The sequence below is a fragment of the Dietzia sp. KRD202 genome (genome assembly GCF_017168155.1).
Classification (GTDB): domain Bacteria; phylum Actinomycetota; class Actinomycetes; order Mycobacteriales; family Mycobacteriaceae; genus Dietzia; species Dietzia kunjamensis.
Genome location: NZ_JABFAN010000019.1, coordinates 192,548 through 215,540 on the forward strand (window position 1 = coordinate 192,548; position 22,993 = coordinate 215,540).

18 protein-coding genes and 3 pseudogenes are annotated in these 22,993 nt (G+C 68.5%); 18 read left to right on the top strand and 3 right to left on the bottom strand.

Annotation, left to right across the window (positions count from 1 at the left end):
* Positions 1-121: pseudogene (locus J1M64_RS16525) on the top strand (TetR/AcrR family transcriptional regulator); the annotation flags it as partial.
* A gap of 39 nt (positions 122-160) precedes the next feature.
* On the opposite strand, the gene J1M64_RS16530 reads toward J1M64_RS16525, so the two are convergent.
* Positions 161-1,708, bottom strand: a complete 1,548-nt coding sequence (locus J1M64_RS16530) for a long-chain fatty acid--CoA ligase (RefSeq protein ID WP_119193391.1) — start codon at positions 1,706-1,708, stop codon at positions 161-163.
* A 309-nt stretch (positions 1,709-2,017) separates the two neighbouring features.
* On the opposite strand from J1M64_RS16530, the gene J1M64_RS16535 reads away from it, so the two are divergent.
* The 3 genes and pseudogenes from J1M64_RS16535 to J1M64_RS16545 form a co-directional block, all read left to right on the top strand.
* The gene (locus J1M64_RS16535) at positions 2,018-2,545 is read left to right on the top strand and encodes an enoyl-CoA hydratase-related protein (RefSeq protein ID WP_228549152.1); all 528 of its coding nucleotides are present in this window, start codon (positions 2,018-2,020) and stop codon (positions 2,543-2,545) included.
* 67 nt (positions 2,546-2,612) lie between these two features.
* Complete coding sequence (locus tag J1M64_RS16540) at positions 2,613-3,746, top strand: NDMA-dependent alcohol dehydrogenase (protein WP_095719419.1); 1,134 nt, start codon at positions 2,613-2,615, stop codon at positions 3,744-3,746.
* An 11-nt stretch (positions 3,747-3,757) separates the two neighbouring features.
* Positions 3,758-4,015 (top strand): annotated as a pseudogene (locus tag J1M64_RS16545) (TetR family transcriptional regulator); the annotation flags it as partial.
* A 535-nt stretch (positions 4,016-4,550) separates the two neighbouring features.
* Here J1M64_RS16545 and J1M64_RS16550 read toward each other — a convergent pair.
* A pseudogene (locus J1M64_RS16550) lies at positions 4,551-5,501 on the bottom strand (NAD(P)/FAD-dependent oxidoreductase); the annotation flags it as partial.
* Between the two features lie 129 nt (positions 5,502-5,630).
* On the opposite strand from J1M64_RS16550, the gene J1M64_RS16555 reads away from it, so the two are divergent.
* The 13 genes from J1M64_RS16555 to tuf all read left to right on the top strand — a co-directional run bounded on the left by J1M64_RS16555 (position 5,631) and on the right by tuf (position 21,670).
* Complete coding sequence (locus J1M64_RS16555) at positions 5,631-6,449, top strand: TIGR03084 family metal-binding protein (RefSeq protein ID WP_206474877.1); 819 nt, start codon at positions 5,631-5,633, stop codon at positions 6,447-6,449.
* Positions 6,446-8,254, top strand: a complete 1,809-nt coding sequence (locus tag J1M64_RS16560; RefSeq protein WP_206474878.1) for an acyclic terpene utilization AtuA family protein — start codon at positions 6,446-6,448, stop codon at positions 8,252-8,254. The genes J1M64_RS16555 and J1M64_RS16560 overlap by 4 nt, the downstream gene beginning before the upstream one ends.
* Positions 8,251-9,429, top strand: a complete 1,179-nt coding sequence (locus J1M64_RS16565) for an acyl-CoA dehydrogenase family protein (protein ID WP_120284067.1) — start codon at positions 8,251-8,253, stop codon at positions 9,427-9,429. Before J1M64_RS16560 ends, J1M64_RS16565 begins: the two co-directional genes overlap by 4 nt.
* The gene (locus J1M64_RS16570; protein ID WP_206474879.1) at positions 9,426-11,024 is read left to right on the top strand and encodes an acyl-CoA carboxylase subunit beta; all 1,599 of its coding nucleotides are present in this window, start codon (positions 9,426-9,428) and stop codon (positions 11,022-11,024) included. The genes J1M64_RS16565 and J1M64_RS16570 overlap by 4 nt, the downstream gene beginning before the upstream one ends.
* An 11-nt stretch (positions 11,025-11,035) precedes the next feature.
* Positions 11,036-13,093 (top strand): biotin carboxylase N-terminal domain-containing protein, encoded by a 2,058-nt coding sequence (locus tag J1M64_RS16575; RefSeq protein ID WP_206474880.1) that lies wholly within the window; start codon positions 11,036-11,038, stop codon positions 13,091-13,093.
* 5 nt (positions 13,094-13,098) lie between these two features.
* Complete coding sequence (locus tag J1M64_RS16580; RefSeq protein ID WP_206474881.1) at positions 13,099-14,280, top strand: acyl-CoA dehydrogenase family protein; 1,182 nt, start codon at positions 13,099-13,101, stop codon at positions 14,278-14,280.
* Positions 14,281-14,290: 10 nt separating this feature from the next.
* Entirely contained in the window at positions 14,291-15,094 is an 804-nt protein-coding gene (locus tag J1M64_RS16585; RefSeq protein ID WP_374220865.1) for an enoyl-CoA hydratase family protein, read from the top strand.
* A 65-nt stretch (positions 15,095-15,159) separates the two neighbouring features.
* Complete coding sequence (locus J1M64_RS16590) at positions 15,160-16,293, top strand: NDMA-dependent alcohol dehydrogenase (protein ID WP_067716701.1); 1,134 nt, start codon at positions 15,160-15,162, stop codon at positions 16,291-16,293.
* Between the two features lie 11 nt (positions 16,294-16,304).
* The gene (locus J1M64_RS16595) at positions 16,305-16,955 is read left to right on the top strand and encodes a TetR/AcrR family transcriptional regulator (RefSeq protein WP_206474883.1); all 651 of its coding nucleotides are present in this window, start codon (positions 16,305-16,307) and stop codon (positions 16,953-16,955) included.
* 200 nt (positions 16,956-17,155) lie between these two features.
* On the top strand, positions 17,156-17,527 hold the full coding sequence (rpsL, locus tag J1M64_RS16600; protein WP_010541164.1) for a 30S ribosomal protein S12: 372 nt from the start codon (positions 17,156-17,158) through the stop codon (positions 17,525-17,527).
* The gene (rpsG, locus tag J1M64_RS16605; protein WP_067716696.1) at positions 17,527-17,997 is read left to right on the top strand and encodes a 30S ribosomal protein S7; all 471 of its coding nucleotides are present in this window, start codon (positions 17,527-17,529) and stop codon (positions 17,995-17,997) included. Before rpsL ends, rpsG begins: the two co-directional genes overlap by 1 nt.
* Before the next feature lie 195 nt (positions 17,998-18,192).
* Positions 18,193-20,304: an elongation factor G gene (fusA, locus tag J1M64_RS16610; RefSeq protein ID WP_206474884.1), complete on the top strand. Its 2,112-nt coding sequence runs from the start codon at positions 18,193-18,195 to the stop codon at positions 20,302-20,304.
* 175 nt (positions 20,305-20,479) lie between these two features.
* On the top strand, positions 20,480-21,670 hold the full coding sequence (tuf, locus tag J1M64_RS16615; RefSeq protein WP_067716691.1) for an elongation factor Tu: 1,191 nt from the start codon (positions 20,480-20,482) through the stop codon (positions 21,668-21,670).
* Between the two features lie 143 nt (positions 21,671-21,813).
* Here tuf and J1M64_RS16620 read toward each other — a convergent pair whose 3' ends face one another.
* A complete protein-coding gene (locus tag J1M64_RS16620; protein WP_206474885.1) occupies positions 21,814-22,086 on the bottom strand; it encodes a hypothetical protein in 273 nt (90 codons plus the stop codon).
* 552 nt (positions 22,087-22,638) lie between these two features.
* On the opposite strand from J1M64_RS16620, the gene rpsJ reads away from it, so the two are divergent.
* Complete coding sequence (rpsJ, locus tag J1M64_RS16625; RefSeq protein ID WP_003938093.1) at positions 22,639-22,944, top strand: 30S ribosomal protein S10; 306 nt, start codon at positions 22,639-22,641, stop codon at positions 22,942-22,944.
* Positions 22,945-22,993: the final 49 nt, after the last annotated feature.

Genomic DNA, 22,993 nt, shown 5'->3' on the forward strand with positions numbered 1-22,993 from the left:
CGACGCGGCCGACACCCTGGTGCGCCTGACGGTCAGTCATCTTGCGCTCCCCAAGTGGGACCGAACCGCGACAGCGCGGAAGATCTCCGAGGTCGCCGTCCGGTTCCTCTCACTCGAATAGTGACCTGCGCCGGGCGTCGGGAGCAGTCTGAACTGGGCTTCAGCGGCGCACGGCGTGTTCGTTGCCGCCGTGCTGCTGCCGTAGCACCGTCTTGAGCACCTTGCCGGTCGCTGTGCGGGGCAGCTCGGCTACGAACTCGATCCTGGTGGGGCACTTGAAGTGGGCAAGCCGCTCCCGGGTGTATGCGATGAGTTCCTCGCCGGTCGGCTCGGCGCCGTCCTGGAGCGCCACGGTGGCCACCGGGGTCTCGCCCCAGCGGACGTCGGGGACGCCGACGACGGCCACTTCACGAACGGCCGGGTGCCGGTAGAGCACTTGCTCGACCTCGATCGGGTAGACGTTCTCGCCGCCAGTGATGATCATGTCCTTTTTGCGGTCGACGAGCGTGATGAACCCCTCGGCGTCTATGCGGCCCAGGTCACCGGTGTGGAACCAGCCGCCGCGGAAGGCCTCGGCCGTGGCTTCCGGGAGACCCCAGTAGCCCGCGAACACATTGGGTCCCCGGAGGACGAGCTCTCCGACCTCGTTGGTGCGCGCGTCCTTGTCGGCGTCATCAACGATGCGCGCCTCAACGTGGAACACCGCGCGGCCGATGGATCCGGCCTTCTCCTTGACGTGATCGGCGTCCAAGACGGACACGATCGGAGCGGTCTCGGTCATTCCGAAACCCTCCTGGAAGGGCAGCCCCTTACCCTGATAGAAATCAATGACCGGCAGAGGGCAGGGCGCTCCACCGGAGACGGCGAGCTCCAGCGAGGACAGGTCGAAGTCGTCGAAGCCAGGCTCCGACATGAGCGCTGCCCACATGGCCGGGACCATGAACTGCACGGTGGCCCTCTCTCGGGACATCGCATTCAGGGTCTGCGCCGGGTCGAACGAGGGAAGCAGTACGTTGGTCCCGCCGACGTACAGCAGCGGCAGGGTGTGGATCCCGAGGCCCCCGATGTGGAACATCGGCGCCACGGTCACCGTGACGTCGGTCTCACGCAAGCCGCGCCCGAAGGACAAGCTGTTCACGACGTTCCACAGGTGATTGTCGTGGGTCAGCATCGCGCCCTTGGGTCGCCCTGTGGTTCCGGACGTGTACATCAAGCACGACACGTTGCTCCGATCGACGTCGGCGCTGACTGGACGGGCCTCACCGTTGGCCAACACGTGCTCATAGCGCAGCTCGCCGTCCTCGGGTTCGCCGCCGACGACCAGGCGGGATCGGACGCGTACTCCCTCGCCGGCCACAGCCGCGCGTGCCCCCGGAGCCAGGGGCGCCGAATACACGAACACGTCTGCGCCCGAGTCCGCCAAGAGATAGGTGATCTCGGCCGGCGCAAGACGCACGTTCATGGGCACGAACACCGCGCCCAGCTTGGCCGTGGCCAGCATCGTCTCTATGAACGCGGTGCTGTTGAGCAGGAGCCCTGCCACCCGATCGCCCCGTCGGACGCCGAGGGCGCTCAGTGCCCGGGCCAGTCGATTGGTGCTGCTGTCTAGGGCGGAGTAGGTCAGACGCCGCTCACCGTCGACGAGAGCGATCCGGTCCCCGGAGAGGAATGCCCTCGTCGTGACCCAGCTGCCGATTCCCTCGTCCATGGACATTCCTTCCGGGATGCTGTCATCTCTGCGAGTGAGTCAGATCACGTAGTTTGTCCAAACCTGACGGTGCCCACAAGCTAGTCGGACGCTACTGAGTAAGTCAAATCAAATGAGACATTTCAGGGTGTTGGAACGTAACCAGTTTTGGCTCGTCTGGCGGGGTCGTTGATGGTGGCCTTCTCTGGAAGTTTCGGCGGTTGCGGTCGTCGGCTGAACCGTTGCGGGTGGGCGTGGTAGGCGGCGTCGAGGACGGCTTGGCGTCGTGCCTGGACGTCGGTGGCGGTGCCGTAGTGGACGCTGGCCCGGATGTTCCTGGGCCTGCTCCGGGCGATCATCGCGCATCCCAAGCCGGTGATCGCGGCCGTCGACGGTCACGTCCGCGCCGGTGGGATGGGTCTGGTGGCGGCCTGCGACCTCGCCGTCGCCGGACCGTCGTCCACCTTCGCGCTCACCGAGGTCCGCCTCGGCCTGGCGGCCGTCATGATCTCCGTACCGTTGGCGGCACGCGTGAACTCACGGGATCTCGCATGCGTGCTGCTGACCGGCGAGAAGTTCGACTCCGCGCACGCCCGGCGGATCGGCCTGCTCTCGGACGCGGTGGAGGACCTCGACGCCGCCGTCGACGAGCTCGTCGACTCCTTCCGGCCCTGCTCGCCGCAGGGACTGGCGGAGAACAAGGCGCTGCTGGCCGCGCCGATGATTGCCGAGCTCGACGCCCGTGGAGACGACCTCGCCGGGGTCACCGCGCGGCTGTTCACGACGCCCGAGGTGGCCGAGGGGATGAGCGCATTTCTCGAACGCCGATTGCCCTCCTGGGCGACGCCCGACGCGTAGCGTATGCGATTGTCACAGATATATGACTCGACACACATCACAGAAACCCGCAACGAGAGGTAAAGCCATGCGTACCAAGGCCGCCATCATCCGTGAGCCCAAGCAGGACGGCTGGGAGATCGTCGACGTCGACATCGACGATCCCAAGGCGGGAGAGGTCCAGGTCAAGTTGGCCGCATCGGGCCTCTGCCATTCGGACGAGCACCTGCTCACCGGCGACCTGCAGTTCGAGTCCTACCCGATCATGGGCGGTCACGAGGGTGCCGGGGTCGTCACCAAGGTCGGCGAGGGTGTGATCGGCCTAGAGGAGGGAGACCACGTCGTCCTGGCGTTCATCCCCGCCTGCGGTACCTGCCCGCCGTGTTCAGAGGGCCTGCAGAACCTCTGCGACAACGGCGCGGGACTGCTCACCGGGCGTGCGATCAGCGACGGCGGCTTCAGGGTGCACACCGCCGACGGTGAGGACGTGGCCACCATGTGCCTCCTGGGGACGTTCGCCCCGCACGTCACCGTGCACCAGTCGTCCGTCATCAAGATCGAGAAGGACATCCCGCTGGACAAAGCCGCACTTCTCGGCTGCGGGGTGTGCACCGGTTGGGGCTCGGCCACGGAGATCGGCGGCGCCAAGGAGGGCGACATCGTGGTGGTCGTGGGAGTCGGTGGGATCGGCATCAACTCGGTCCAGGGTGCAGCGGCGGCGGGTGCGCGCGCTATCGTCGCCGTCGACCCGGTCGAGTTCAAGCGCGAGAAGGCCAAGGAGTTCGGGGCCACCCACACCTGCAGCTCCATGGACGAGGCGATGGCACTGGTCGGAGAGATCAGCTGGGGTCGGATGGCCGATCTGGTCATCCTCACGATGGGCGTGGTCGAGGGCAAAGACCTGCTCCCCGGTCTGCTCCTCACGGGCAAGGGCCGCCGGTGTGTCGTGGTGGGCCTGGGGGACATGATGGCCGTCGACGCCCAGGTGTCAATCATGGACCTGGCGATGCAGCAGAAGACACTGCAGGGCGCCATCTTCGGTGGCACCGGCCCGCGCAAGCAGATCCCGCACCTGCTGCACCAGTACCGCGCCGGGAACCTCAAACTGGACGAGCTCGTCACCAAGACGTACCGGCTCGAGGAGATCAACCAGGGGTACCAGGACATGCGCGACGGCAAGAACATCCGCGGTGTGATCATCTACGACGAGCAGGACTGGTAACAGGAGGATGTATGACGGAGCCCGAGCAACGGACCCCCAAGCAGGACCGTAGCCGCCTCACGCGGGAACGACTGCTCGGTGCCTCCATCGATCTCCTGGCGACACAGGGCTGGGCGGCGACCACCGTGGGTGCGGTGGCCGCCGCCGCCGGCGTCTCCCGGGGCGCCGCACAGCACCACTTCCCGACCCGGGAGGACCTCATCACCGCCGCGCTCGGTCACATGATCGAACAGCGGATCGAGGACGTGCGCAGGGTGGGACTGGATCTCGGCGAGGACCTCGTCCTTACGCGCCGACTCGGCCTCAGCCTTGCCGAGCTTGCGTTCCAGCTCGGCGATGCGGGCCTGCTCGGGACTGCGCGGGCTGCGGCCAGCCTTCTTCACCCCGCCCAGGGTGCCGGCGGCGATCGCGGCCCGCTATTCCTTGACGTGCGAATCATAGAGACGCCCCCGGCGCAGGACGGCGCCCTTCGCGCCGGCGGGGGCCGCATCATATTCAGCAACGATCCGACGTGTGAAGTCCGCGGTAAAGGACCGGCGCTTCGCCCGGTCGGACCACGGGCCCTGCGGATCCGCCGCCGGCGCGACGAGGCCCCAGCCTCAATCCACACTGACCGGGTGTCTCACCTCAGTGTCTCTACGACGGTCTCAACGCTGGGCAGGTGTAGGTGCGCAGCATGTGGTGCCGAATCGCTTCACACTCCGGGTCCCACCCCGCTCGACGAGGGTGGCGAATCACGGTCGTCAATTGATGTTCCTTTCCGAAACACGGTCGCTGCTCGTCGTATCCAACACCCACGATCGATCAACTGCGGGCAAGTCCGCCGAGCATCAGCTCGGCCCTATCGACGGGAAGCTGCTGGGTGATGGCTCGCTTGCTGAACATGAAATCGCGGGGGCGGTTGATGCAGTCTGCAGCAAGGAGCTCGCCACCACGGAGGTAGAAGCAGCTGAAGTCGCGGTCCCGGGTGGGGTCACCGCTGAGGACGACTTCGTCGTAACCGGTGTTGAGACCGGCGATCTGCAGCTTGAGATCGTATTGATCTGACCAGAACCAGGGAAGCGCCTCGATCTTCCTAGATTTTCCGCAGACGGTCGAGGCGGCGACCTTGGCCTGCTCCCCCGCACTCGACACGGACTCCATGCGTATACGGCAGCCGTAACGGGCGATGTCATGGCTTGTGCAATCTCCGGCGGCCACGATGTCGGGGTCCTCGGTCCGGGCATGGTCGTCGATCACGATGCCGTTGTCGACCACGAGACCCGCAGCGTCGGCGAGTTCTGTTCTCGGTTCAACACCGATGCCCACGATGACCAGATCAGCCGGGATCGACTCGCCAGTGGACAGGAGGACCTCGCGGACGCAGTCGTCTCCGACTAATGCTGCGACTTTGGCGCACGTCCGGATATCGATGCCCTCCTCTCGGTGGATCCGCTCGAAGAACGTCGAGACGTCGGGAGCAGTGACCCGCTCGAGGACGCGAGTGGTCGCCTCGAGCACGGTGACGTCCAGGTCCAGTGCCCGTAGCGAGGCGGCCGTCTCAAGTCCGATGTAGCCGCCCCCGACGATCACCACCCGCCGCCCGGGGGCGGCGGACGTGCGGATCAACTCGACGTCTGCGGCGGTCCGAAGGTAATGGACCCCGGCGAGATCGGCCCCAGGAACGCGGAGCTGACGAGGGCGGGCTCCCGTGCACAGCGCGAGCTTGTCGTATGTCAGTGTGTCGCCGGTGCTCATAACGATGTGCCCAGCCGCGTCAAAGGGGGCGGGGGGCGTCCCGCGTCGGTAGTGACGGGGATCACGATTCCCAGACTCCCAAAGCGTGTGCTCAAAAGCAAGCAAGCGCGCTTGCTTTATTCCGGGGGAGGTGGGATCGTTCTCGCCATGACCAACCCCCAGCCCTCCGAGACGGAGGATCCGCACGCGGCCCTCGCCGCACTCAGCGCCCGGGTGGACGAGCTCGTCGAGACCGCCGGGGCCGATCGCTGGAACACCGACACCCCGGCCGAGGGCTGGGACGTCGCCATGCAGATCGCCCACCTGGCCTGGACCGACGAGGTCTCCGTCACCGCCATCCGCGACGCGGAGGCCTTCCAGGCCGTGGTGGACAAGGCCATGACCGACCCCACCGGCTTCGTCGACGCCGGCGCGGCCGAGATCGCCGCCACCGGCCGCGACGAGGTCCTCGCGCGCTGGCGCCTCGCCCGGGGGGAGCTCGCCGACGCCCTCAAGGCCGCGGACCCGGGGGAGAAGATCCCGTGGTTCGGCCCGCCCATGCGGTCCAAGTCCATGACCACCGCCCGCATCATGGAGACCTGGGCACACGGCGTGGACGTCGCGGACGCGCTCGGAGTGGCCGTCGACACCGACCCGGCCTTCCTCGGCGCTCTCCCGCACGTCGCCCGCCTGGGCTGGAAGACCCGCGACTTCGCCTACATGATGAACGGGCTCGAGGCCCCCACCTCCGAGGTCCACGTCGCCCTCACGCAGGCCGATGGCACCGTCCTGGAGTTCGGGCCCGCCGACGCCGAGCAGCGCGTCACGGGCCCGATCCTCGACTTCTGTCTGCTGGTCACCCAGCGTGTGCACCTCGACGACACCGCTCTCGAGGCGGACGGCGAGGACGCGCTGGGCTGGCTCCGCATCGCCCAGGCCTTCGCCGGACTCCCCGGCGGCGGCCGTGAGAAGGGAGCACGAGCATGACCTCGTCCACCTCAGCGTCGTCCACCCGCGCCCCGCTCCGCGTCGGCAACATGTCCGGGTTCTACGGCGACCGCATCTCCGCGATGCGCGAGATGCTCGAGGGCGGCGAACTCGACGTCCTCACCGGCGACTACCTGGCCGAGCTCACCATGCTCATCCTCGGTCGCGATCGGATGAAGAGCGCCGAGCTCGGCTACGCCAAGACCTTCCTGCGCCAGCTCGAGGACTGCCTCGCACTGGCCCTGGAGAAGAACGTCAAGATCGTGGCCAACGCGGGCGGCGTCAACCCGGCCGCCCTGGCCGACGCCATCCGCGAGCTCGCTGCCCGTCAAGGGCTGTCGGCGAAGATCGCCCACGTCGAGGGCGACGACCTCATCGCCCGGATCGGTGAGCTCGACGTCCCCTCCGACGCCGGGTTCCCGGTCACGGCCAACGCCTACCTGGGCGCCTTCGGCATCGCGCGCTGTCTCGACGCGGGGGCCGACATCGTGGTCACCGGCCGCGTCACGGACGCGTCCGTGATCGTCGGGCCGGCCATCAGCCACTTCGGCTGGGGGCGAGACGAACTCGACGCGCTCGCCGGCGCCACCGCCGCGGGCCACGTCATCGAGTGCGGCACGCAGGCCACCGGCGGGAACTACGCCTTCTTCAACCGAGGCGAGATCGCCGATCCGGTGAAGCCCGGCTTCCCGATCGCGGAGATCGCCGCCGACGGCACCTCCGTCATCACCAAGCACGCGGGGACCGGAGGCGCCGTCACCGTCGGCACCGTGACGTCGCAGCTGCTGTACGAGGTCACCGGCGCACGCTACGGCGGCCCCGACGTCGTCACCCGCCTCGACACCGCCGTGGTGGAGCAGGAGGGCCCCGACCGCGTCCGCATCTCCGGAGTCGTGGGCGAGACGGCCCCGCTCACCACCAAGGTGTCCGTCACCTGCCTCGGTGGCTTCCGCAACGAGATCACGTTCCTGCTCACGGGCCTGGACATCGAGGACAAGGCGGCCCTGGTCGAGCGACAGTTCCGCGCCGGGCTCGAGCGCGAGCCCGCGCAGCTGGACTTCCGGCTGCAGCGCACCGACCACCCCGACGCCGACACCCAGGCCGCCGCGACCGCGATGATGACCATCGTCGCGTGGGACCCCGACAAAGATGTCGTCGGGCGTGCGTTCTCCGACGCCGCGGTAGCCATGACCCTGTCCAGCTACCCGGGCGCCACCCCGAGCGCCCCTCCCGGACGCGGGGGACCGTACGGCGTGTACATCCCCGCCTACCTCGACCAGAACGAGGTGCCGCACATCGCGGTCCTACCCGACGGGACCCGGGTCGACATCGACCCGCCCGCCGTGATGGAGGAGATGGGCGACGGCCACGCCTCCGACGGCCTGGATGCCGAGGGCAACCCGCTCGGTTCGGCCGGCCCGGTGACGGGTCCGACCACCCGGCGCCCGCTGGGCGACGTCCTCGGGGCCCGCTCCGGCGACAAGGGCGGCACGGCCAACATCGGGCTGTGGGCCGGCGACGCCGAGGCCTACGCCTGGATGCGCGACACCCTCACCGTCGACGAGGTGCGCCGCCTCCTGCCCGAGGCCGCCGACCTGCCGATCGAGCGCTACGAGCTGCCCAAGCTGGGCGCGGTCAACTTCGTCATCGACGGGCTGCTCGGCAAGGGCGTGGCCCACGGCTACCGCTGGGATCCGCAGGCCAAGGGCCTGGCCGAGTGGCTCCGCTCCCGTGTCGTCGACATCCCCGACCACATCAACGCCCCCGTGACCGCCGCCTCGGCCCACGCGAAGGAGAACGAGTGACCATCCCACCGCACGTACCCGGTGACCCCTGGTACTCCGACGAGCGCCTCGCGCTGCGCGAGACCACGACCCGCTTCGCCGAGCGGGAGATCCTGCCCCACCTCGACGAGTGGGAGGCCGCGGGCTCGATCCCGCGGGAGTTGCACCGCAAGGCCGGCGAGCTGGGCCTGCTCGGGGTCCCGTTCCCCGAGGGGGTCGGCGGCGGTGGCGGCGACGCGATCGATTCGATGATCGTGTGCGAGGCGCTGCACGAGGCCGGTGTGTCCGGCGGCGTGTTCGCGTCACTGTTCACCTGTGGCATCGCGACCCCGCACCTGGCCCAGTCCGGTACCCCGGAGCAGGTCGAGCGCTGGGTCAAGCCGACCCTCGCCGGCGAGATGATCGGCTCCCTGGCCATCACCGAGCCCGGTGGCGGATCGGACGTCGGTCACCTCACCACCACGGCCCGACGGGACGGTGACCACTACGTCGTCAACGGTGCCAAGACCTACATCACCTCCGCGACGCGCGCCGACTTCGTCGTCACCGCGGTCCGCACCGGGGGCGACGAGCTCAAGGGCGCCGCGGGTGTGAGCCTGCTGGTCATCCCCACCGACACCCCGGGATTCCATATCTCGGCGCCGCTCGACAAGCTCGGCTGGCGCGCCTCCGACACCGCCGAACTGACGTTCACCGACTGTCGGGTGCCGGTGGAGAACCTCGTCGGCGCGGAGAACGACGGCTTCGCGCAGATCGCGATCGGCTTCGTCGGCGAGCGCGCCGCGCTGGCCGCCCAGGGGTACTCCCAGGCACAGCGCTGCCTCGACCTCACGCTGGACTGGGTCCGCGAGCGGGAGACCTTCGGGCGCCCGCTGCTGTCCCGGCAGGCCGTGCAGAACACGGTCACCGAGATGGCCCGTCGCATCGACCTCGCCCGCACCTACACGCACCACTGCGTGAACCTGGCGGTGTCGGGACACGACGCCATCGCCGAGGTCTGCTTCGCCAAGAACACCGCCGTCGAGTGCGCCGAATGGGTCGCGGGCCAGGCGGTGCAGCTCTTCGGAGGGCTCGGCTTCATGTCCGAGTCCGAGGTCAGCCGCCAGTACCGCGATGTCCGACTCCTGGGCATCGGTGGCGGCACGACCGAAATCCTGACCACCCTCGCTGGACGACGTTTGGGGTACACGGCATGACAATCCTCCGTTCCACACTGGACACCACCAGCGCCGAGTTCGACGCCGCGAGGCAGGCCATGGCGGGCAAGCTCGACCAGCTCGCCACGGACCTCGAGCCGGCGCTGGCCGGCGGCGGCGAGCGCAAGGTCGCCCGCCACCGCGAGCGCGGCAAGTTCACCGCCCGCGAGCGGATCGACATGATCCTCGACCGGGAGTCCCCGTTCCTCGAGCTGTGCGCACTCGCCGCGTGGGGGTCCGACTTCCAGACCGGCGCCTCCGTGGTGGCCGGGATCGGCGTGGTCGAGGGCGTGGAGTGCCTCCTCATCGCCAACGACCCCACGGTCAAGGGCGGCACGTCCAACCCCTGGACGCTGCGCAAGATCCTGCGCCTCAACGACGTCGCGCAGAAGAACCGACTCCCGGTCATCAGCCTCGTAGAGTCCGGCGGCGCCGACCTGCCCACGCAGAAAGAGGTGTTCGTCCCCGGTGGCGCCCTCTTCCGCGACCTCACACGACTGTCCAAGGCCGGCATCCCCACCATCGCCGTGGTCTACGGCAACTCCACCGCCGGCGGCGCGTACGTGCCGGGCATGAGCGACCACGTCGTGATGATCGAGGAGCGCTCCAAGGTCTTCCTCGCCGGCCCGCCGCTGGTCAAAGCCGCGACCGGTGAGATCGCCGACGAGGAGACCCTCGGTGGCGCAGAGATGCACGCCCGCGTCTCCGGTCTCGCGGACCACTTCGCCCACGACGAGGCCGACGCCGCCCGCATCACGCGGGGCATCGTTCGCCGGCTCAACTGGTCCAAGCAGGGACGCACCCCGCGCGCGGAGGTCATCGAGCCGCTCTACAGCGGCGAGGACCTGCTCGGGATCGTGCCCGAGGACCTCAAGATCCCGTTCGACCCGCGTGAGATCATCGCCCGGGTCGTGGACGGCAGTGACTTCGACGAGTTCAAGCCGATGTACGGCGCGAGCCTCGTGACCGGCTGGGCGGAGATCCACGGCTACCCCGTGGGCATCATCGCCAACGCCCGCGGCGTCCTGTTCAGCGAGGAGGCCCAGAAGGCCACCCAGTTCATCGAGCTGGCCAACCGCTACGACACCCCGCTGCTGTTCATGCACAACACCACCGGGTACATGGTCGGCTCCGAGTACGAGCGAGGCGGCATCATCAAGCACGGCGCGATGATGATCAACGCGGTCTCCAACTCCGAGGTGCCGCACCTGTCACTCATCACGGCCGCCTCGTACGGCGCCGGCCACTACGGCATGTGCGGCCGCGCGTTCGACCCGCGGTTCCTCTACACCTGGCCCAGCGCCAAGTCCGCGGTCATGGGCGGGCAGCAGCTCGCCGACGTGGTCACCTCCGTCGCCGCGGCCGCGTCCGCCGCCCGTGGTCAGGAGATGGACCAGGAGACCATCGACGGTCTCAAGACCGCGATCGCCGACCAGATCGAGAAGGAGTCTCTGCCGGCGTTCCTGTCCGGGATGCTCTACGACGACGGCGTCATCGACCCCCGCGACACCCGGACGGTGCTGGGCCTCAGCCTGTCCGCGATCCACTCCGGAGAAGTCGCCGGAACCGACCGCTTCGGCGTCTTCCGGATGTGAGGAACGAAACCATGCAGAATTCATCAACCCCGTCTCCAATCACTTCAGTCCTGGTGGCCAACCGCGGCGAGATCGCCCGACGCGTCCACCGCACCGCCCGCGCACTCGGCATGACCACGGTCGCCGTCTTCTCCGACGCCGATGCCGATGCGCCCCACACCCGCGAGGCCGACGCCTCCGTCCGCCTCCCCGGCAACACGCCGGCCGAGACCTACCTGCGCGGTGACCTCGTCATCGCCGCGGCCAAGGCGGCCGGCGCCGACGCGATCCACCCGGGATACGGCTTCCTGTCCGAGAACGCCGGGTTCGCCCGCGACGTGATCGATGCCGGCCTGACCTGGGTCGGCCCGCCGGTCGCCGCCATCGAGGCCATGGGCTCCAAGATCGAGGCGAAGAAGATGATGGGCGAGGCCGGCGTGCCGATGCTCAGCGATCTCGAGCCCGCCGACGTCACCGAGGACATGCTCCCGGTGCTGGTCAAGGCCTCCGCCGGTGGCGGCGGACGCGGCATGCGGATCGTCCGCACCCTCGACTCGCTGCACGACGAGATCGCCAATGCGCAGCGCGAGGCACAGTCCGCCTTCGGCGACGACGCCGTCTTCTGCGAGCGCTTCCTCGAGCGTGGCCGCCACATCGAGGTCCAGATCATGGCCGACTCGCACGGCACCGTCTGGGCGGTGGGGGAGCGCGAGTGCTCCATCCAGCGCCGCCACCAGAAGGTCATCGAGGAGGCCCCCAGTCCCCTCGTCGAGCGGACCCCGGGGATGCGGGAGGCGCTCTACGAGGCGGCCCGCGACGCCGCCTCCGCGATCGGGTACACCGGCGCCGGAACGGTCGAGTTCCTCGCCACCGACGACGGCGAGTTCTTCTTCCTCGAGATGAACACCCGCCTCCAGGTGGAGCACCCGGTCACCGAGGCCACCACCGGTCTCGACCTGGTCGCTCTGCAACTCGACGTGGCCGCCGGACTGCCGCTGGCGTCCGCCGAGCCGCCGGCCGCCCACGGTTGGTCGCTGGAGGCCCGCCTGTACGCCGAGGACCCGGCGAACGACTACACGCCGGGGTCGGGAACCCTCTGGGCGCTCGACGTCCCCGGGGTCTCCTCGAGCTTCGAAGGGCCCCACCGCCCGGGCATCCGGGTGGACAGCGGTGTCGAGCCGGGTCCCGACGGCGCGCTCATCGGCGTGCACTACGACCCGATGCTCGCCAAGGTCATCTCGTACGGCCGTACCCGAGCGGAGGCGTGTGCCTCCCTCGCCGGCGCCCTGGCCCGGGCACGGGTCCACGGGCTGACCACCAACCGGGCCCAGCTCGTCCGCGTGCTGCGGCACCCGGAGTTCATCGCCGGGAACCTGTCGACGGCGTTCCTCGACGACCACGGTGCCGAGTCGCTCGCCGCGCCGCTCGCGGACGACGAGACCGTCGCCATCTCGGCGCTGGCCGCGGCAGTGGTCTCCGGCACCGCCGACCACCTCGCCGGACCGGTGGCACTGGCCCAGGCCGGGTTCCGCAACGTCGGACGCACACTGCAGAAGCGGACGTTCCGTCACGGCGAGGACGAGCTCGAGGTGGCCTACATCCGCGAGCGCTCCGGCGCCCGCCCCGACGGCGACCTGGCCGACGTCGTCACCGTCGAGGAGGTGGGCCCCGACTCCGCCGTGCTCGAGGTCAGGGGAGTGCGCCGCGTCTTCACCGTGGCCCGCTACGAGACCCCGGGCGCGGACACCGTGGTCGAGGTCGACTCGCCGCTCGGCTCCGTCTCGCTCATCGAGCCGCCCCGCTACACGGACCCCGCCGCGGAGGTCGCCGCCGGATCGCTGCTCGCGCCCATGCCCGGTGCGGTCATCCGCGTCGCGGTCTCCGTCGGTGACACCGTCACCGCCGGCCAGCCGCTGCTGTGGATGGAGGCCATGAAGATGGAACACACCATCTCGGCCGCCGTCGACGGCATCGTCACCGAGCTCCCCGTGGAGGTCGGCACACAGGTCGAGTCGGGGACGATCCTCGCCGTCGTCTCCGATCCCGACACCGACACCGACAGCACCGACACCACCAGCGTCCAGGAGTGACCACGATGACCGACATCTCACAGATCCCCAACCCCGTCATCGACACGGAGGAGCAGATGCAGCTCCGCCAGGTGGCCTTCGAGCTGGGCTCGCGCTACGGCATCGAGTACATGCGGGAGAAGTCCGACGCCGGGGAGACCACCGACGAGCTGTGGACCGAAGCCGGCAAGCTCGGCCTGCTCGGCGTGAACCTGCCCGAGGAGTACGGCGGCGGTGGAGCCGGGATGACCGAGCTCGCCATCGTGGAGGAGGAGCTCTCCGCCGCGGGCGCCGGCCTGCTCATGATGGTCGTCTCGCCGGCCATCAACGGCACGATCATCTCGCGCTTCGGCACCGAGGAGCAGAAGAAGCGCTGGCTGCCGGGCATCGCCTCCGGTGAGACCATCACCTCCTTCGCGATCACCGAGCCCGACGCCGGGTCCAACTCGCACGCCATCACCACCACGGCCCGCCGCGACGGCTCCGACTTCCTGCTCAGTGGGCAGAAGACGTACATCTCCGGTGTCGACCAGGCCGACGCCATCCTCGTCGTCGCCCGCCTCGAGGGCGCCACCAGCGGCAAGCTCCAGCCGGCCCTGTTCATGGTCCCCACCGACGCCCCGGGCCTCGCCAAGACACACATCCCCACCGAGGTGCGGACCCCCGAGCGGCAGTTCCAGCTGTACTTCGACGACGTCCGGCTGCCCGCCGAGGCACTCATCGGCGACGGCGACACCGCGCTGCTCATGCTGTTCGCCGGCCTCAACCCCGAGCGCATCATGGCCTCGGGCATGGCCGTGGGCACCGCCCGCTTCGCCATGGACCGGGCCACCAAGTACGCCAACGAGCGCACCGTGTGGAAGACCCCCATCGGCGCGCACCAGGGCGTGTCGCACCCGCTGGCGCAGTGCAAAATCGAACTCGAGCTGGCGCGCCTGATGATGCGCAAGGCCGCGGCCCTGGTGGACGCCGGCCGAGACGACCTCGCCGGCGAGGCCGCCAACATGGCGAAGTACGCCTCCGGTGAGGTCTCGGCCCGCACCGTGGACCAGGCCATCCAGACCCTCGGTGGCAACGGGCTGTCGGTCGAGTACGGACTGGCCGGCATGCTCGCCGCGTCGCGTCTGCCCCGCATCGCCCCGGTCAGCCGGGAGATGATCCTCAACTACGTGGCCCAGCACTCGCTCGGGCTGCCGAAGAGCTACTGAGGTGGCCGCGGTGAGTGATCAGACGGCTGGCGACCAGACCCTGGTGCACTGCGAGGTCCGTGGAGGCGCAGCCCACGTCACCCTGGACTCGCAGCACAACCGCAACGCCATCTCGACCGCCCTGGTCGAGCAGCTCCATGCGGCGCTCGACCGGGCCGCCGGGGACGACGCCGCCCGCGTCGTCGTCCTCGGACACGCCGGCGGCACGTTCTGCGCCGGGGCGGATCTGTCGGAGGCCTCCGCCAGCCAGGGGAGCCCCGAGGAACAGGCCGCCGAGCGGACCCGGATCTTCCTGGGCCTGCTGCGAGCGATCCTCTCCCATCCCAAGCCGGTGATCGCCGCGGTCGACGGCCACGTGCGCGCGGGCGGAATGGGCCTGGTGTCGGCGTGCGATTTCGCGATCGCCGGCCCGGCCTCGTCCTTCGCGCTGACCGAGGTGCGCCTCGGGCTGGCGGCGGCGATGATCTCCGTGCCGCTGGCCGCGCGCGTGGGTTCGAGGGACCTCGCGCGAGCCCTGCTGACGGGGGAGAAGTTCGACTCCGCGCACGCGCTGCGGATCGGGCTGCTCTCCGAGGCGGTCGAGGACGTCCAGGGCGCGGTCGACGAGCTCGTGGCCGCGTTCCGGCCCTGCTCACCCCAGGGACTCAGGGAGAACAAGGCGCTGCTCGCGGCACCCGTGCTCACCGAACTCGACGCGCGTGGAGAGGAGCTGGCGGGAGTCACCGCCCGCCTGTTCACCACCCCCGAGGTCGCCGAGGGGATGACCGCGTTCCTGGAACGCAGACAGCCCTCCTGGGCGACCGCCACCGAGTAGCGTGTGATGTGGCACTGGTCACGTGACCAGTGTCACATCACCCCCTTCGCACGAGGAGCACACGCATGCGTACCAAGGCCGCCATCATCAGGGAGCCCAAGCAGGACGGCTGGGAGGTCGTCGAGGTCGATCTGGGCGATCCCCGGGTCGGTGAGGTCCAGGTCAAGCTGGCCGCGTCCGGCCTCTGCCACTCGGACGAGCACCTGCTCACCGGCGACCTGCAGTTCGAGACCTACCCCATCATCGGCGGGCACGAGGGTGCCGGTGTCGTCACCAAGGTCGGGGAGGGCGTCACCGGGATCGAGGAGGGCGACCACGTCGTCCTGGCGTTCATCCCCGCCTGCGGCACCTGCCCGCCCTGCGCGGAGGGGCTCCAGAACCTCTGCGACAACGGTGCCGGCCTGCTGACCGGTCGCGCGATCAGCGACGACACCTACCGGGTCCACACCGCCGCGGGTGAGCCGGTCGCCTCGATGTGTGTACTCGGGACGTTCTCGCCGTACGTGACCGTCCACCAGTCCTCCGTCGTCAAGATCGAGAAGGACATCCCGCTCGACAAGGCGGCCCTGCTGGGCTGCGGCGTCGCCACGGGCTGGGGATCGGCGACCGAGATCGGCGGCGCCAAGGAGGGCGACGTCGTCGTCGTCGTGGGCATCGGCGGGATCGGTATCAACTCGGTCCAGGGCGCCGCAGCCGCAGGAGCGCGCGCGATCGTCGCCGTCGACCCGGTCGAGTTCAAGCGCGAGAAGGCCATGGAGTTCGGGGCCACCCACACCTGCGCCTCCATGGACGAGGCGATGGCACTGGTCGGGGAGATCAGCTGGGGTCGGATGGCCGATCTGGTCATCCTCACCATGGGGGTCGTCAACGGTAACGATCTCCTGCCCGGTCTCACCTTGACGGGCAAGGGGCGACGGTGTGTGGTCGTGGGGCTCGGGGACATGATGGCCGTCGACGCCCAGATCTCCATCCTCGACCTGGCGATGCAGCAGAAGACCCTCCAGGGCGCCATCTTCGGGGGCACCGGCCCGCGCAAGCAGATCCCGCACCTGCTCCACCAGTACCGCGCCGGGAACCTCAAGCTCGACGAGCTCGTCACCAAGACGTACCGCCTCGAGGAGATCAATCAGGGGTACCAGGACATGCGCGACGGCAACAACATCCGCGGAGTGATCATCTACGACGAGCAGGACTGGTAACAGGAGGACACATGACGGCACCCGAGCAGCGCGCCCCCAAGCAGGACAGAAGCCGTATCACGCGGGAGCGTCTGCTCGGTGCCTCGATCGACCTCCTCGCGACGCAGGGCTGGGCGGCGACCACCGTGGGTGCGGTAGCCGCCGCCGCCGGCGTCTCACGGGGCGCCGCCCAGCACCACTTCCCGACGCGCGAGGACCTCATCACCGCCGCGCTCGGGCACATGATCGAACAGCGACTCGAGGACGTCCGGAGCGTGGGTCTCGACCTGCCCGAGCCCGGACCCGAGCGGACGGTCGCCGTGGTCCGGCTCATAGTCGGGCACTACACGTCCGACCTGTTCAAGGCCGCGCTCCACGTCTGGACCGCGGCGGCCTCCGATCCCGCCCTCAGGGACCGCGTGCTCCCGCTCGAGAACCACATGTCGCGTGAGGTCCTGTCCATCGCCGCCGCCGCCCTGGGGCGCGACCCGGGTGACGTCCGGATCCGGCGCGCACTCCAGACCACCCTGGACCTCGCCCGGGGCCTGGGGCTCGCGGACGTCCTGTCCGACGACTCGGCGCGGCGTGACAAGATCGTGCGATTCTGGGCCCACACGTTGGACATGGTCCTCGAGGAGGCCGGCGCGACGCCCGCGCGCGACGCCGCGAACGGCCCATTTTGACCACTGCATCCCCCGGCGGTTAGGCTTGACCATCGTGCTCGCAGTACGCGAGCTGGAGGATCGTGCCCGGTAGGCCAGCGAGAGCGGCTGACGTGGTCGGCTGTGCGCGGCGACAGGCGCGCGAGAGTCCGGATACGAGCAACGTCCCAGTGACCGGTGGTCGCCCCCAGTGGAGGCCGCCAGCTAGAGAAAGTCGGTTCATGCCAACCATCAACCAGCTGGTCCGCAAGGGCCGCCAGGACAAGAAGTCGGCGACGTCGACGGCTGCCCTCAAGGGTTCGCCTCAGCGTCGCGGCGTGTGCACCCGCGTGTACACCACGACCCCCAAGAAGCCGAACTCCGCGCTCCGTAAGGTCGCCCGTGTGCGCCTGACCACCGGTATCGAGGTCTCCGCCTACATCCCCGGTGAGGGCCACAACCTGCAGGAGCACTCCATGGTGCTCGTGCGTGGCGGTCGTGTGAAGGACCTCCCGGGTGTGCGCTACAAGATCATCCGCGGCTCGCTCGACACCCAGGGTGTGAAGGACCGCAAGCAGGCCCGCTCCCGCTACGGCGCCAAGAAGGAGAAGTAATGCCTCGTAAGGGTCCCGCCCCCAAGCGCCAGCTGATCAACGACCCGGTCTACGGGTCGCCGCTGGTCACCCAGCTCGTGAACAAGATCCTCCTCGACGGCAAGAAGACGACCGCCGAGCGCATCGTCTACTCCGCGCTGGAGATCTGCCGCGAGAAGACCGGAACCGATCCGGTCATCACCCTCAAGAAGGCGCTCGACAACGTCAAGCCGGCTCTCGAGGTCCGCTCCCGTCGTGTCGGCGGCGCCACCTACCAGGTGCCCGTCGAGGTCCGCCCCGGTCGTTCGACGACCCTGGCGATGCGCTGGCTGGTGACGTTCTCCCGGCAGCGTCGTGAGAACACGATGGTCGAGCGTCTGGCCAACGAGATCCTGGACGCCTCCAACGGTCTGGGTGCCGCGGTCAAGCGCCGCGAGGACACCCACAAGATGGCCGAGGCAAACCGGGCGTTCGCTCACTACCGCTGGTGACGCGTCGGGACCCAGGCCGGGGCGTGGGTATCCACGTCCCCCCGGCCAGGGTCCCGTTGTCACCCGCCGGGTGGCATCATTGATCAAGGCCCGTACCTCACGCCCCGCGTGCAGGTACCGGCAGCACTACCGACCCGGTTCGGACGGTCGACAGCGACCGCACGGGCCACCGACGACTCACATTCGGGAGAATCCGTGGCACAGGACGTGCTGACCGACCTCAACAAGGTCCGCAACATCGGCATCATGGCGCACATCGACGCCGGTAAGACCACCGTCACCGAGCGCATCCTGTTCTACACGGGTGTCAACCGCAAGGCAGGCGAGACGCACGACGGTGCGTCGACCACCGACTGGATGGAGCAGGAGAAAGAGCGCGGCATCACGATCACGTCCGCCGCCGTCACCTGTTTCTGGTCCAACAACCAGATCAACATCATCGACACCCCGGGCCACGTCGACTTCACCGTCGAGGTGGAGCGGTCCCTGCGCGTCCTGGACGGCGCCGTCGCCGTCTTCGACGGCAAGGAGGGCGTCGAGCCCCAGTCCGAGCAGGTCTGGCGTCAGGCCGAGAAGTACGACGTGCCCCGCATCTGCTTCGTCAACAAGATGGACAAGATGGGCGCGGACTTCTTCTACACGGTCCAGACCATCGTCGACCGTCTCGGCGCGAAGCCGCTGGTCCTGCAGCTCCCGATCGGCGCCGAGGACGAGTTCGACGGTGTCGTCGACCTCGTCGAGATGAAGGCGCTCGTCTGGCCCGGCAAGACCGACATCGGCACCGAGGCGCAGGTGCAGGACATCCCGGCCGACCTGCAGGAAAAGGCCGAGGAGTACCGCGAGAAGCTCCTCGAGACCGTCGCCGAGAGCGACGAGGCGCTGATGGAGAAGTACTTCGGTGGCGAGGAGCTGACGAAGGACGAGATCCAGGCGGCGATCCGCAAGATGGTCGTCAACGCCGAGATCTACCCGGTGCTGTGTGGTTCGGCGTACAAGAACAAGGGCATCCAGCCGCTGCTCGACGCCGTCATCGCCTACCTCCCCAACCCGCTGGACGTCGGCGAGGTCCACGGCCACAAGGTCGGGGACGAGGAGACGGAGATCCTCCGCAAGCCGTCCAAGGACGAGCCGTTCGCGGCGCTCGCGTTCAAGATCGCGGTGCACCCGTTCTTCGGCGAGCTGACCTTCGTGCGCGTCTACTCGGGCCGGATCGACCCGAGCACCCAGGTGCAGAACGCGACCAAGGGCAAGAAGGAGCGCGTCGGCAAGCTCTTCCAGATGCACGCCAACAAGGAGATGCCCGTGGAGGAGGCCGTCGCCGGCCACATCTACGCGTTCATCGGGCTCAAGGACACCACCACGGGTGACACCCTGTGCGACCTGAACAACCAGGTCATCCTCGAGTCTATGACGTTCCCGGACCCGGTCATCGACGTCTCGATCGAGCCCAAGACCAAGGCCGACCAGGAGAAGCTCGGCACGGCCATCCAGAAGCTGGCCCGTGAGGATCCGACGTTCTCGGTGCGCCTGGACGAGGAGACCGGCCAGACCGTCATCGGCGGAATGGGCGAGCTCCACCTGGACGTGCTCGTGGACCGCATGAAGCGCGAGTTCAAGGTCGAGGCCAACGTCGGCAAGCCGCAGGTCGCGTACCGCGAGACCATCAAGGGCTCGATCGACAAGTTCGACTACACCCACAAGAAGCAGACCGGTGGTTCCGGTCAGTTCGCGAAGGTGCAGATCGCGCTCGCGCCGCTGGACCAGGAGGCCGTCGAGTCCGGCGAGACCTACGAGTTCAGCGACAAGGTCACCGGTGGCCGCGTGCCCAAGGAGTACATCCCCTCCGTGGACGCCGGCATCAAGGACGCCATGCAGTACGGCATCCTCGCCGGCTACCCGATGGTCAACGTCAAGGCGACGCTGGTCGACGGTGCGTACCACGAGGTCGACTCGTCCGAGATGGCGTTCAAGGTCGCGGGCTCCATGGCCTTCAAGGAGGCCGCCCGTAAGTGCCAGCCCGTGATCCTGGAGCCGCTGATGGCCGTGGAGGTCGTCACGCCCGAGGACTACATGGGTGACGTCATCGGCGACATCAACTCCCGCCGCGGCCAGATCCAGGCGATGGAGGAGCGCTCCGGCGCCCGCGTCGTGAAGGCCAATGTGCCTCTTTCCGAGATGTTCGGCTACGTCGGCGACCTCCGGTCGAAGACGCAGGGCCGGGCCAACTACTCGATGGTCTTCTCCCACTACGCCGAGGTTCCGGCCGGCGTGGCCAAGGAGATCATCGCCAAGGCGACCGGCGAGTAACCGGTGCTGGTCCCGCCCCGCCGTCAGGCGGGGTGGGGCCGATGCCGGCGGCGCACGGTCGAACCTCCGGGTGGCCGCCGGTTCGTGCTCAACACGGCACGATGAGTAAGATCAGATCCCACACAAAGCAGTGCCCACCTACCGGTGGGGACAGACCAGTCCAGGAGGACACCAAGTGGCGAAGGCGAAGTTCGAGCGGACCAAACCGCACGTAAACATCGGCACCATCGGTCACGTCGACCACGGCAAGACCACCACCACCGCGGCCATCACCAAGGTCCTGGCGGACACCTACCCCGACCTCAACGACGCCTTCGCGTTCGACGAGATCGACAAGGCGCCGGAGGAGAAGGCTCGTGGTATCACGATCAACATCTCCCACGTCGAGTACCAGACCGAGAAGCGCCACTACGCGCACGTCGACGCCCCCGGTCACGCCGACTACATCAAGAACATGATCACCGGTGCCGCCCAGATGGACGGCGCGATCCTCGTCGTGGCGGCCACCGACGGCCCCATGCCGCAGACCCGTGAGCACGTGCTGCTCGCCCGTCAGGTCGGTGTGCCCTACATCCTCGTCGCCCTGAACAAGTGCGACATGGTCGACGACGAGGAGATCCTCGAGCTCGTCGAGATGGAGGTCCGCGAGCTGCTGGCGTCGCAGGACTTCGACGAGGACGCTCCGGTCGTCCACATCTCGGCGCTCAAGGCGCTCGAGGGTGACCCGAAGTGGGTCCAGGCCATCGTCGACCTCATGCAGGCCTGCGACGACTCCGTCCCGGATCCCGAGCGTGAGACCGACAAGCCGTTCCTCATGCCCGTCGAGGATGTCTTCACGATCACCGGTCGTGGCACCGTCGTCACCGGTCGTATCGAGCGTGGCCAGATCAACGTGAACGAGGATGTCGAGCTCATCGGCATCAAGGAGAAGGCCACCAAGACCACCATCACGGGCATCGAGATGTTCCGTAAGCTGCTCGACTACGGCGAGGCCGGCGACAACGTCGGTCTGCTCGTCCGTGGTCTCAAGCGCGAGGACGTCGAGCGTGGCCAGGTCGTCATCAAGCCGGGCGCCTACACCCCGCACACCACGTTCGAGGGCCAGGCGTACATCCTGTCCAAGGACGAGGGCGGCCGTCACACGCCGTTCTTCAACAACTACCGCCCGCAGTTCTACTTCCGTACCACGGACGTGACCGGCGTCGTGACCCTCCCCGAGGGCACCGAGATGGTCATGCCGGGCGACAACACCGAGATGAGCGTCGAGCTCATCCAGCCGGTCGCCATGGATGAGGGCCTGCGCTTCGCGATCCGCGAGGGTGGCCGCACCGTCGGCGCCGGACAGGTCACCAAGATCATCAAGTGATCCACTGACCGCTCGGTCCGGGTGAATCCCCGCGTCGATCGAGGAAGGGCGCCCCACCGTCAGGTGGGGCGCCCTTTCCGTATTGAGGAGTGGTTCACCCGCGCCCGGGGGAGTGGACGACCGGGCGACCTGCGACGATCGGGCTACCTGCGACGACCGAGGATGGTCATCGCGACCGACAACCCCACCGCGGCGACCCCGGCGAGCGCAGCCGCGGCGACGGCGGCGACCTGTTCGGCACTCGCGCCGTGCGCGTCGTACCCGGGACCGGATACCCCGTGCCGGCGGTCGACTTCCGCGAGTGCCCGGAAGAGTTCATCGGGATCGCCGCCCGCGTCCGGATGGTGGCGCAGGACCGCCTGCCGCCTGTCCCGTTTGTAGGCGGCGGGGTCCCGCGGCTCGCGTCTGCTGTTCACGATGTGGTCTCCTCCGAGTGTGGACTCTGGTCTTCCCGACGCTACCGAAGTACCCGGTCGTCGTGCCGGGGTCCGTGACGCACCCGAGGACGCCGGGACGTCCGGGATTTTGCCCTTCCGGCCGATGTACTGCATACTGGTCAAGTTGCCCGGACAAGGCGGCGATCCCGTATGGGCCCGATGGGCCCCGGGGAGAGTCGGGTTGGTCGGGCGAGCACGACCGGGGCGGGTGAGTGATCACCCGCCGGAAAAGCGGGAGGGCGACACGCCCGACCGCGTGGACGCGTCGTGACACGTCAACAGCGGCAGCGGATCGGTCCGCCGTCATCCTCGCCTCGCGCGAGCGATGTGGCACTCCGTCCTCTGGAGGTCTCGTAGTCGTGTCATGCCCGTGGGCGCGCGGCGGGGTCCTCCACGATGGAGCACCGATGCACGGGACCGGGTGGTAGACGGTCTGACGGTGTCACACATGACAAGCGAACACACAGTGTCCCCGCGCAGCGAGGGCGCTTACGACAGCCGCCCTCACGGGCGGGAGGAGAAGAGGACGAAGTGGCGGGACAAAAGATCCGCATCCGGCTCAAGGCCTACGACCATGAAGCTATCGACGCCTCGGCCCGCAAGATCGTCGAGACGGTGACCCGTACGGGTGCTCGTGTCGTCGGTCCCGTGCCGCTGCCCACCGAGAAGAACGTCTACTGCGTCATCCGCTCGCCGCACAAGTACAAGGATTCGCGTGAGCACTTCGAGATGCGTACCCACAAGCGGTTGATCGACATTCTCGACCCCACGCCGAAGACCGTGGACGCTCTCATGCGTATCGACCTGCCTGCCAGCGTCGACGTCAACATCCAGTGACCTCCGACCGCGTAGCGGTCAGCAAGCAACGTGCAGCGGAGACAGTGAA

Excerpts from the sequence above, each read along its gene's own strand:
- J1M64_RS16530 (WP_119193391.1), bottom strand. The coding sequence starts at position 1,708 with ATGGACGAGGGAATCGGCAGCTGGGTCACGACGAGGGCATTCCTCTCC.
- J1M64_RS16535 (WP_228549152.1), top strand. The coding sequence starts at position 2,018 with ATGTTCCTGGGCCTGCTCCGGGCGATCATCGCGCATCCCAAGCCGGTG.
- J1M64_RS16540 (WP_095719419.1), top strand. The coding sequence starts at position 2,613 with ATGCGTACCAAGGCCGCCATCATCCGTGAGCCCAAGCAGGACGGCTGG.
- J1M64_RS16555 (WP_206474877.1), top strand. The coding sequence starts at position 5,631 with ATGACCAACCCCCAGCCCTCCGAGACGGAGGATCCGCACGCGGCCCTC.
- J1M64_RS16560 (WP_206474878.1), top strand. The coding sequence starts at position 6,446 with ATGACCTCGTCCACCTCAGCGTCGTCCACCCGCGCCCCGCTCCGCGTC.
- J1M64_RS16570 (WP_206474879.1), top strand. The coding sequence starts at position 9,426 with ATGACAATCCTCCGTTCCACACTGGACACCACCAGCGCCGAGTTCGAC.
- J1M64_RS16575 (WP_206474880.1), top strand. The coding sequence starts at position 11,036 with ATGCAGAATTCATCAACCCCGTCTCCAATCACTTCAGTCCTGGTGGCC.
- J1M64_RS16580 (WP_206474881.1), top strand. The coding sequence starts at position 13,099 with ATGACCGACATCTCACAGATCCCCAACCCCGTCATCGACACGGAGGAG.
- J1M64_RS16590 (WP_067716701.1), top strand. The coding sequence starts at position 15,160 with ATGCGTACCAAGGCCGCCATCATCAGGGAGCCCAAGCAGGACGGCTGG.
- J1M64_RS16595 (WP_206474883.1), top strand. The coding sequence starts at position 16,305 with ATGACGGCACCCGAGCAGCGCGCCCCCAAGCAGGACAGAAGCCGTATC.
- rpsL (WP_010541164.1), top strand. The coding sequence starts at position 17,156 with ATGCCAACCATCAACCAGCTGGTCCGCAAGGGCCGCCAGGACAAGAAG.
- rpsG (WP_067716696.1), top strand. The coding sequence starts at position 17,527 with ATGCCTCGTAAGGGTCCCGCCCCCAAGCGCCAGCTGATCAACGACCCG.